General features: G+C 64.3%; 10 protein-coding genes. 3 read left to right on the forward strand and 7 right to left on the reverse strand.

Annotation, left to right across the window (positions count from 1 at the left end):
- Window positions 1–112 precede the first annotated feature (112 nt).
- The 7 genes from XI09_RS26115 to XI09_RS26145 form a co-directional block, all read right to left on the reverse strand.
- A complete protein-coding gene (locus tag XI09_RS26115) occupies window positions 113–1,519 on the reverse strand; it encodes a hypothetical protein (protein ID WP_271569397.1) in 1,407 nt (468 codons plus the stop codon).
- A gap of 290 nt (window positions 1,520–1,809) precedes the next feature.
- Window positions 1,810–2,595: a fumarylacetoacetate hydrolase family protein gene (locus tag XI09_RS26120; RefSeq protein WP_271569398.1), complete on the reverse strand. Its 786-nt coding sequence runs from the start codon at window positions 2,593–2,595 to the stop codon at window positions 1,810–1,812.
- Window positions 2,595–3,614, reverse strand: a complete 1,020-nt coding sequence (locus XI09_RS26125) for a 2-dehydropantoate 2-reductase (RefSeq protein ID WP_271569399.1) — start codon at window positions 3,612–3,614, stop codon at window positions 2,595–2,597. The genes XI09_RS26120 and XI09_RS26125 overlap by 1 nt, the downstream gene beginning before the upstream one ends.
- A 101-nt stretch (window positions 3,615–3,715) precedes the next feature.
- On the reverse strand, window positions 3,716–4,144 hold the full coding sequence (locus XI09_RS26130; RefSeq protein WP_271569400.1) for a CBS domain-containing protein: 429 nt from the start codon (window positions 4,142–4,144) through the stop codon (window positions 3,716–3,718).
- Window positions 4,145–4,324: 180 nt separating this feature from the next.
- Complete coding sequence (gene oxlT, locus XI09_RS26135) at window positions 4,325–5,647, reverse strand: oxalate/formate MFS antiporter (protein WP_271569401.1); 1,323 nt, start codon at window positions 5,645–5,647, stop codon at window positions 4,325–4,327.
- A gap of 247 nt (window positions 5,648–5,894) precedes the next feature.
- Entirely contained in the window at window positions 5,895–7,181 is a 1,287-nt protein-coding gene (gene oxlT, locus XI09_RS26140; RefSeq protein WP_271569402.1) for an oxalate/formate MFS antiporter, read from the reverse strand.
- Between the two features lie 248 nt (window positions 7,182–7,429).
- Window positions 7,430–7,567, reverse strand: a complete 138-nt coding sequence (locus XI09_RS26145; protein ID WP_165448147.1) for a hypothetical protein — start codon at window positions 7,565–7,567, stop codon at window positions 7,430–7,432.
- A gap of 344 nt (window positions 7,568–7,911) precedes the next feature.
- Here XI09_RS26145 and XI09_RS26150 point away from each other — a divergent pair, with 344 nt between their 5' ends.
- From XI09_RS26150 to XI09_RS26160, 3 genes are all read left to right on the forward strand, one after another.
- The gene (locus tag XI09_RS26150; protein ID WP_271569403.1) at window positions 7,912–9,243 is read left to right on the forward strand and encodes an Hsp70 family protein; all 1,332 of its coding nucleotides are present in this window, start codon (window positions 7,912–7,914) and stop codon (window positions 9,241–9,243) included.
- Between the two features lie 140 nt (window positions 9,244–9,383).
- A complete protein-coding gene (locus XI09_RS26155; protein WP_271569404.1) occupies window positions 9,384–9,743 on the forward strand; it encodes a hypothetical protein in 360 nt (119 codons plus the stop codon).
- Window positions 9,740–10,258, forward strand: coding sequence for an outer membrane protein (locus tag XI09_RS26160; protein WP_271569405.1), 519 nt, complete (start codon window positions 9,740–9,742; stop codon window positions 10,256–10,258). Before XI09_RS26155 ends, XI09_RS26160 begins: the two co-directional genes overlap by 4 nt.
- The last annotated feature ends 110 nt before the right edge of the window (window positions 10,259–10,368 follow it).

Here is a 10,368-nt window from a genome sequence, read left to right on the forward strand (position 1 = left end):
GGATTGGCGGTGTGCAGTAGCCCGCATGAGCAAAGCGATATGCGGGAATCGTTTGCGGCGAGCGTGATCCCGGATGTCGCTTTCGCTCATCCGGGCTACGATTCCAATAAATTCACCCGATCCGGTTCAGGCTGTTCCTGATCGTCGAGAAGATGCCGCCGATGTCCTTGCGCAAGGCATCGAGGGCGTTGAAATTGTCGAAGATGCGGGCGAGGCGGTCTTCGACCTCGCGCTTGCTCTTGGTCAGCGTCTCGACGCGCGAGACGAGGGGCACGCCGCCGTTCGCTTCGATCTCGCCGACGGTCCTGGCGAGCAGGTCGCGGGTGGTGCTGACCTCGGCGATCAGCGCCTCGATGCCGAACACCGGGGCCTTCAGCGGGACGAGGTCGGCCTGCGACTTCGACAGCTCTGTCTTGAAGGCGTTCAGCGTCGCCAGCGTCTCCTGCAAGGCGCCGAGGCGCTGGCGCGACTGGATGACGAAATCGTTCAGCGTGTTCTGGCGGTCGGCGAGGGTCTTGCCGTCGGCGTCGGTCTCGACATCCGCGAGCGAGCGTTCGAGCTGGGCCTGGCGCTGGCCGAGCTCCTCGAAGTCGAGACGGATCGCCCTGAGGATGTTGAAACTGTCGTCGATGCGCGCCAGGCGCTGCTCGATCTCGATCTTGTTCTTCGACAGCGCCTCGACCCGCGTGCCGAGCGGCGTTTCGCCGCCGGTCTCGAGCTCGTCGATGCTCTTGGCGAGGCGGTCATGGCTGAGGCCGAGCTCGCTGATCACCGCGTTGATGCCGGCGTCCGTCGACCGCAGCGGCACCAGCTCGGCGTGGGATTTCGCCAGATCTTCCTTGTACTGGTTCAGGGTCGCGAAAATGTCCTGGACCGTGTTCACCCGCGAGAGCAGCGTCGAGACATCGCGCGCGATGTCCTTGAGCCGGTCGGCGAGGTTGTTCTTGCGGTCGTCGGTCTCGAGGTCGTGGAGCGACCGTTCGAGCTGGTTCTGGCGGTCGCGGATCTCGGTGAAGACGGGCTCGACCGCGCGGCGCTGCTCGGCGACCTTGCCGACCATCTCGCGCAGACCTTGCTGGCGGCGGCGGATCTCGGCGAGCTGGTCGTGCATGTCGGTGGATTCGTTGCGGCCCTGCTGGAGCCGCGCGCGCTGCTCGGTCTCGCCCAGCTTGTCGTGGAGGGCGGAGACGGCTTCCCTTGGGTCGCTCTCGATCAGGTGCTGGACGGTGGCGTCGAGGTGGTTTTGCAGGGCGTGGGCGGCGACGACGTCCTCGCGGGTCTTCTTCAGGCGGTCGCGCAGCGTGCCCAGACGCCGGTCCTGACGCGAGAGCCGCCAGGCGGTTGCGCCGATCAGCGCCAGCGCCACGGCCGGGAGCGCGCCGGTCGCGATGCGCTGAGGCATGGGAAGGCCCGCAAACAGGGCGGGCAGGTGGGTGAGGTCGTAACCAAACGCCTGCTGGGCGAGAAGCGCGATGGCCGCCAGCAGGACGAACCAGGCAACCAGGAAAAACAGCCACATCGTGACTTCCTCACGCCGGCACACATTATCGCCATAGTTGCTATTGGAGAGCGGAACCGAGATCAAGGGGCGCGCGGGTTGCCGGAGGTTTCCGGTAGCGCGATCTGTGGACGGCGGCGTCAGCCGATCGGTGGAAGGCCGACGGGGCTTGCCGGATTTTCCCGAGATCCGGTTGTTCAGCAAACTCGTCATGCCCGGGCTTGTCCCGGGCATCCACGTCCTTGCATCGGCGCGAGAAGAACGTGGATGGCCGGGACAAGCCCGGCCATGACGGCGAGAGGGGGAAGCAGCTACAGCCGAAACTCGTTGGTCAATTCGCCAATGCCGTCGATCGCGACGGTCACGGTGTTCACCGGCTCCTTCATCACGCCGACGCCGACGGAGGTGCCGACGGCGATGAGGTCGCCGGGGAGCAGGGTCATGTCGTGGGAGATCCTGCTCACCAGCTCCTGCGCGGTGAAGATCATGTCCGAGATCGGATAGTTCTGCCGCTCCGCGCCGTTGAGGATGGTGCGGACCACCAGCTTTGCCGGATCGAGGCCGGTCGCGATGACGGGGCCGAACGGGCCGTAATCGTCGATGCCCTTGGCGCGGGCCCATTGCGGGAAGGTGGGATCGCGGGTCAGGATGTCGTTGGCGGTGATGTCGTTGACGCAGGTGTAGCCGAAGATGAATTGGCCTGCTTCCGCGGGCGAGACGCGGGCGCAGGTCCTGCCGATGACGATGCCGAGCTCGCCCTCATAGGTGGTCTTGCCGTCGTAATAAGAGGGACGGCGGATCACCGCGCCGGGTGCCGCGATGCTGGTGGTGGCCTTCAGCAGATAGAGCGGCTCCGGCGGCTCGGGCTGGTTGAGCTTGGCGGCGAGCGCGTGAAAGTTGTTCCAGAGCGCGACGATCTTGCTGGGCGCGCAGGGGGCGAGCAGCTCGACCTCCGACAGCGCCAGCGTCCTGCCGGTGGCGGCATGGCGGCCGAACATCTCGCCCTCGTGCACGCTGATGCCGGATGAGGTCAGCGTGCCGAAACCGGTCGCGCCGTTATTCCGGAAGCGCAGCCATTTCCTGATCTCGCCGGTCATCACGCCACCGCCAGTGCGCGCGGATCGATGGGCGCGGAGACGCCGTCATAGAGCCCGGCGATGCGGGCGCGCTGGGTCACCATCGCCAGCACCGAGTCCAGTGCGGGCGTCGCGATCCCGGTGAGGCGGCCCATCTCCTGCACCACGGTGACGAGCGGGTCGATCTCCATCGGGCGGCCGCGCTCGAGGTCCTGGAGCATCGAGGTCTTGTGCGCGCCGACCTTGCGGGCGCCCTCGATGCGGCGCTCGACGTCGACGCGGAATTTGACGCCGAACGTCTCGGCGATGCCTTGCGTCTCCACCATGATCGCGCGCGACAGCGCGCGCGTGGCCGGATCGGTGCAGATCACGTCGAGCGTCGCATGGGTGAGCGCGCTGATCGGGTTGAAGCAGACATTGCCCCACAGCTTCAGCCATATCTCGTCGCGGATGCGGTCGAGCACCGGCGCCTTCAGGCCGGCTGCGACGAACAGATCGGCGAGGCGCTGCACGTCGCCCGTGATCTCGCCGGAGGGCTCGCCGAGCGGGAAATTGTTGCCGTAGACGTGGCGGATCACGCCGGGCGCCTCGATCTCGGTGGCGGGATAGACGATGCAGCCGATGGCGCGCTCGGCGCCAATTTCGCGCCACTGCCGTCCGCCGGGGTCGATGCTCTCCAGCGTCGAATTCTCGTAATTGCCGCCGTGCTTGTAGAAATACCAATAGGGGATGCCGTTGACCGCGGTGACGATGCGGGTGTGCGGGCCCAGGAGCGGCTGCATCTTCTCGATCACGCCGGTGATCGAATGTGCCTTCAGCGTGATGATGATGTAGTCCTGCACGCCGAGCTCGGCGGGATCGTCGGTGCAGCGGGGATGCACGGTGTGCTTCTCCTCGCCCGCGAGCAGCGTCAGGCCGCGCTCGCGCATCGCGGCGAGATGCGCGCCGCGTGCGACCAGGCTGACGTCGGCGCCAGCCCGCGCGAGCTGAACCCCGAGATATCCGCCGATTGCGCCGGCGCCGTAGATGCAGATCTTCATGAAATCCTCGCGGGTGACCGGAATTTCGGGACGAAAGATCCGGTCCGGCTCGGAAGGATCCGAGCCGGGGCCGGTAGTCGCAGGGGAAGGGTCGTGGCGCTTTAAGCTGCTGCTTGCGGCGTGCCGTTGATCGCTTCGTCAACGGCAGCGGCGATGTCGCGCATGCTGATGACGGAGACGAGGCTGTAATCGTCGATGACCGGCAGGTGGCGGATGTGATTGCGGTTCATCAAATGCCGGACGTGCTCGATCGTGTCCGTCGAGGTGCAGGAGATGAGCTGCTGCACCGAGACGAGCTGGGAGACCTTGACGTTGATGCCGCTCGCTCCGTGCTCCGCGATGGCGCGCACCACGTCGCGTTCGGTGAACATGCCGACCGCCGTGTTGCCTTCCGAGCGGACCACGTCCTTGACCACCAGCGCGCTGATGTTGTTGGCGCGCATCAGCTTGGCGGCGATACCCACCGTTTCGTTCATTCGCACCGTGACAACGCGCGGCGTCTTCTTGCGCAGAATGTCTCCGACCAGCATGGCAACCTCCCTGGGTGAATGACAGGGGAAGTGTGGTATACATAATGCCAATCGTCAAGCATTGGATTTGGGTGATCCGAAAATTCTTGCGGCAGCAGTACTGACGTTTGTCGCCGCGCCAAAAGAGAAAGGGGCGCATTGCTGCGCCCCTTCTTCAGCCGTGCAATGGCGTGTTGTGGCTTACGCCGTCTCGGTCTTGGCGTTGCCCGTTGCGGTGCCAGTGCTCTCGGCTTCCTTGCCGAGGATGAAGGAGCGGCGCAGCGGCTTGATCACGAACAATGCCATCAGCGCGGCCGTTGCGTTCAGCGCCACCGCCACCACGAACACGGCCTTCCAGCCATACGCCGCCGAGATCACGCTGGCGAGCGGAACGAGCAGGGAGGCGGTGCCCTTCGCGGTGTAGAGCATGCCGTTGTTGGTGGTTGCGAACTTCGAGCCGAAGGTGTCGCCGCAGGTCGCGGGGAACAGCGAGTAGATCTCGCCGAACACGCCGAAATAGACCGCGGTCGCGAGCACGAAGACGACAGGCACGTGACCGTAGGCCGACAGCGCGAGCAGCATCACTGCCGCCGTGCCGAAGGCGATGAACATGGTGTGCTCGCGGCCGATCGTGTCGGAGACCCAGCCGAAGAAGGGACGTCCGAACCCGTCGAAGATGCGGTCGAGCGAGATCGCGAAGGTCAGCGCCGCCATCTGGAAGCCGGCGAGCGTCACCGGCGTGTCGGCGATCTTGAAGTCGTGGGCGATCGGGCCGATCTGGGCCGCGGTCATCAGGCCGCCGGAAGCGACCATGACGAAGACGAGGTACATCACCCAGAAAATAGGGGTGCGCAGCACTTGCGGCGGGGTGAAGTCGATCTTGGTCTGCGGCAGATTGAGCTGCTTCTTCTTCGGCGGGATCGAGAGCCGCGGCGGCTGGATGAAGAAGGCGAGCACGAAGACGATCAGGCCCTGGCCGATGCCGAAGGTGAAGAACGCGCTCTGATAGCCGCTCGCTGCGATCATGGTCGCGATCGGCACGATGGTGAGCGCGGCGCCCGCGCCGAAGCCGGCGGCCGTCGCGCCGGCGGCAAGGCCGCGGCGGTCGGGAAACCATTTCAGCGCGTTGCCGACGCAGGTGCCGTAGACGGCGCCCGCGCCCATGCCGCCGACGATCGCGGCCGCGTAGAGCAGGGTGAGCGAGTCGGCGTAGGAGTTGAGCACCCAGGACAGCGCGATCATCACGCCGCCGAACATGATGACGATGCGCGGACCGTATTTGTCGACGAACCAGGCCTCGACGGGCACCAGCCAGGTCTCGGTGACGACGAAGATGGTGAAAGCGAGCTGGATCGCGGCGCGTCCCCAATGGTGGGCCGCATCGATCGGATCGACGAACAGCGTCCAGCCGTATTGCAGGTTGGCGATCATCGCCATGCAGACGATGCCCATGCCGAGCTGGAGCCAACGGAAACCGGTGCGAAGAGGCGCGGCCGTGACAGCGCCGTCCGTGCTGGAAATCATCAAGAACCTCCCAACGCGCTTGCCTGGTCGACACCAATTGGCAAGATGACCTGATGTCGCAAATATTGTGGCTTATCGTCGCAAGCGCGGCGCGAGCTTGGTATACCATATCCCAGAACGCAAGCCCAATCTTGGCCGCCCGCCACAAAATCGGCAGTTCCATTCGGGATCGCGAAACCTCGCGCAAAACGAAAACGCCCGGCCGTGAGGCCGGGCGTCCTGCCGGAATGAAATGTGGTGAAGTGCGTCAGACGGTCGACTTCGCCACCACCACCTTGCGCCAGGGCTTGAGCACCGCGATCGCCAGCAGCGAAGCCAGGATGTTGGCGCCGGCCGCGATGATGAACACGCTGTCCCATGTGCCCGACGACTGCTGCATCAGGTTTGCGACCGGGACGAGCAGCGCGGCCGTGCCCTTTGCGGTGTAGAGCAGGCCCGCATTGGTGGTCGCGAACTTGGCGCCGAACGTGTCGGTGCAGGTCGAGGGGAACAGCGAGTAGATCTCACCCCAGGCGAAGAACACGAAGCCCGAGAGCAGCACGAACCAGATGGGATCGTGGCCCCAGAGGTAGAGCATCCAGATGCCAAGACCTTCCATGCCGAAGGCGATGAACATCGTGTTCTCGCGGCCGATCATGTCGGAGATCCAGCCGAAGAACGGGCGCGTCAGGCCGTTGAGCACGCGGTCGATCGTGGCAGCGAAGGTCACCGCGGTCATCGTCACCGCCATCAGCGTGACCGGCACGTTGTCGACCTTCCAGTCGACCGCGATCGGCTTCAGGTTGGCCGTCACCATCAGGCCGCCGGCGCCGACGATCACGAACATGAAGTACATCAGCCAGAAGATCGGCTGGCGCAGCACCTCGGTCGGCTGGTAGTTGCGACGCGTCTGCACCAGCGCGGCGTTCGCCACGACGACCGGCACCTGGCCGGCCTTCGGCGCGAGCAGGAAGAAGGCGAGGATGCAGATGATGATGCCTTGTCCCAAGCCGAAATAGAGGAAAGTGGTCTGGAAGCCACTGTCCTTGATCATGGCCTGGATCGGCGCGACGGTCAGCGCGGAGCCTGCACCGAAGCCCGCGGCGGTGATGCCCGCGGCAAGACCGCGCTTGTCCGGAAACCATTTCAGCGCGTTGCCGACGCAGGTGCCATAGACGCCGCCGGCGCCGATGCCCGCGATGATCATGCCGAGATAGTAGCCGTTGAGCGTGGTGGCCTGTGCGTTGATCGCCCAGCCCATGGCGCAGAGCACGCCGCCGACCAGCACGACGATGCGCGGACCGTATTTGTCCACGAACCAGCCTTCGACCGGCACCAGCCAGGTCTCGAACAGGACGAAGAGAGTAAAGGCCCATTGGATCGACGCGCGATCCCAGCCGAATTTCTTCTGGATGTCGGGGACGAAGAATGTCCAGCCGTACTGATAATTGGCGATCATCACCATCGCCGCTACACCGACTGCCAATTGCGCCCAGCGATACGTGTCGCTAACGCGCGCGGTTGTAGGGGCCGTTGCCTGCACCATGTCCGTCATAAAGCCTCCCGTGGCGCCTCTAATTTTTCTGCGAGCGCTGGAGCGGCATTCTTGTATGCATTATGCCAAGCTTCAAGCGCTGGTCCGGTCACCGTGCGCAAATGCCGCAGGACCTTCACCGGCTGTGGCAGTGACTCAGGGACAGCACAAGTAGAAATGGCCCCGTCCTGCGGGGCCATTCATCAAAAGTCGTATGTTGACGGCTGTGAAACCGGCGTGCGGTTCCCGCGGGCGCGGGAAGCGCCCGGTTAGAGGCCGAAACGCGGCAGGTCGCCGTTGTGATTCGAGATCTCGGCGCTGGCCATCAGGAAGCGGTCCACCGCGGCCATGAAACGCGCGAACAGGGTGGAGGAGGGGGCGAGAGCGACGGAAGCGGTCTTGGACATCGGAAAATCCTTTCTTGAGACGGTCAGTAGCGCTGTCTCATTTCGAAAGGGAATTTATGTATACCAGATGCCAATGTCCATGCATGCCATTGCATAGCAGCATGCACCATCCCGCATTGCAACATAATCATCCGTTAAAGGGGCCGGTCCGGGCTTAAAATTGCAGAAAGGGCAGCCGAAACGGGCTATTGGCTCCGAAATGCCCTGTCACTGCCGCAGCTGGCGCCCCATGGGCACGAATTCCGGCAGGGCACGCCACGGGCCGGGCCTTGGACCGGGTCTTGGCACGGCAAGTCAAAGCCGCTAGTGGTCTGCCCCCTTCCAATCATCTGTCAGAGTGGTTCATGTCGAGCGCCTCGCCCGCCGTCTCGATCGGCATCGATTTTGGGACCAGCAACACGGTCGTAGCGCTTGCGGCGGACGACCGCCGGGTCGAGGCCATCCGCTTCGATCATGGCGGACAGCGCCACAGCGTCTATGTGTCGGCCCTGTGCTTCTGGGAGGACCGGCCGGGAGCCGGCGCCCAGGCCGAAGGCGGCCCGTGGGCGATCGAGCAGTTTCTCGAAGGACGCCACGTCTACCGCTTCCTCCAGTCGTTCAAGACCTTCGCGGCGAGCAGCAGCTTCAACACCACGCAAGTGTTCCGGCAGCGCTTCAAGTTCGAGGATATTTTGGCGGCGTTCCTGCGGACGCTGGCGCGCCATGGCGGCGACAGGTTCGGCTTCGAGACGTCGACGATCACTGTCGGCCGCCCCGTGCGCTTTGCCGGCGGCAATCCCGACGAGGCGCTGGCGATGCAGCGCTACCGGGCCGCGTTCGAGCGCCTCGGCGCCGGCCACGCGCGCTATGTCTACGAGCCCGTGGGCGCCGCGTTCTCCTTCGCCCGCCGCCTGGAGCGCGATGCCACCGTATTGGTCGCGGATTTCGGCGGCGGCACCAGCGACTTCTCCGTGATGCGCTTCTCGCGCACAGGCGGTGCCTTGCGCGCCGAACCGCTTGGACACGCCGGCATCGGCATTGCCGGCGACACGTTCGACTACCGCATCGTCGACCACGTCGTCTCGCCGCGGCTGGGAAAAGGCTCGAGCTTCCGCTCGTTCGACAAGGTGCTGCCGGTCCCCAGCGGCCACTACACCAACCTCGCGCGCTGGCATCAGCTCGCGATGATGAAGAGCAACGGCGATCTGCGCGAGCTCCGCGAGCTGGCGCGCACCGCGCTGAAGCCGGAATTGCTCGAGGATTTCATCACCATCGTCGATCTCGACCTCGGCTTTTCGCTGTACCGCGCGGTGTCCGACGCCAAGGTTGCGCTGTCCGCGCAGGATCAGGTGGACTTCCGCTTCAAAGGCGGCGGGGTCGACATTGGCTCGACCATCACACGGAAGAACTTCGAGACCTGGATTGCCGACGATATCGCCCGGCTGGGGGCCACCGTCGACAAGGTGCTGGGCGAGGCCGGCATCACCGCGCGCGAGGTGGAGAAGGTGTTTCTGACCGGCGGCACCTCGTTCGTGCCCGCGGTCCGAAAATTGTTCGCCGACCGCTTCGGCAACGAACGGTTGATGTCGGGCGACCAGTTCGAGTCGATCGCCTATGGTCTGGCGCTGATCGGGCACAGCCCGGATCCGGATCGCTGGACGGCAGGCGGGGGGCTCGAGTCGAGGGCCGGCACTTAGGCTTGCAGTCTTGCCGCTCACCCAGCCATTGGTGTTGTCTCATCAGCAAGTCAAAGCGATTTTTGGGGCATCGTGTCGCGCCGGTGACAGCCCGTGATGGCAATTCGTGGTAGTGCCGATCAGCAACAGTGAGGTGCACGTTGTCGAACAAGACGATTGCCGTCGGATTCTCTGCGCTGAGTTTGCTCGTCTCCAATCCGGTGGCGGCGGCCGACTTGGCGGTGAAGGCGCCGCCAGCCCCGCCTGCAACCTGGACCGGTTTCTATGTCGGCGGGCAAATCGGCGGCGCCTGGGCCAACCGTGGTGTCAACTACGCAGCTAACGATCCGGCTGCAGCTTTGCTGTTGGGCGGAAGCTTTCCTACTCCAGGAAACCAAGCGATTTCTCCCAACAGCTTCAACATGAGCGGCGTCGTCGGCGGGATCGATGCGGGCTATAATGGCAGATCCAACGGAATTGGCTGCTGGGAATCGAAGCCGATTTCAATGGCTCAGGGTTGAAGGGGTCGGGGAGCAGCACGTCCTTCCTTCAGCAAGCGCCGGGCGCGACCTTCACCCAGACCGTCGCTGAACAGCAAAAGGTCGAGTGGTATGGCACCTTGCGCGGCCGAATCGGGTGGTTGCCGCGCCCCGACGTCTTGCTGTTCGCGACCGGTGGTCTTGCCTATGGAAAGGTTACGGGCAACGGCAACTACTCCTCCAACGGTCCGTTCGTTGCGCCCTTCTTCTCGTCGTTCGGCGGCGTATCGGCCCAATGTACGTCGAATTCGACGTGCTTTGCCGGCTCCTCATCATCAATTCGAACCGGCTGGACTCTCGGAGGCGGAGGCGAGTGGATGTTTTCGCGCAACTGGACCGCCAGGCTTGAATACCAATATGTCAATCTTGGCGGCGACGGCGTCCGCCTCGCCGCAAACGCAGTCGTGCTTGCGACAGACACGCCGGCGTCGTTCAATGCCAATTCAGCGCGCGTAGACTTTCATGTCGTACGCGCAGGTGTGAACTTTCATTTCTGATCTGCTGTCGAACAGCCCGCTTCCTCGGAGGCGACTCGATCACGAGGCCAGCGACACCTGCGGCCTTTCGCGGTTCTGTCGCTATTTCTGCTGAATTCTGTTCAGGTAGT

It is taken from the genome of Bradyrhizobium sp. CCBAU 11386 (genome assembly GCF_028128955.1).
Lineage (GTDB): Bacteria > Pseudomonadota > Alphaproteobacteria > Rhizobiales > Xanthobacteraceae > Bradyrhizobium.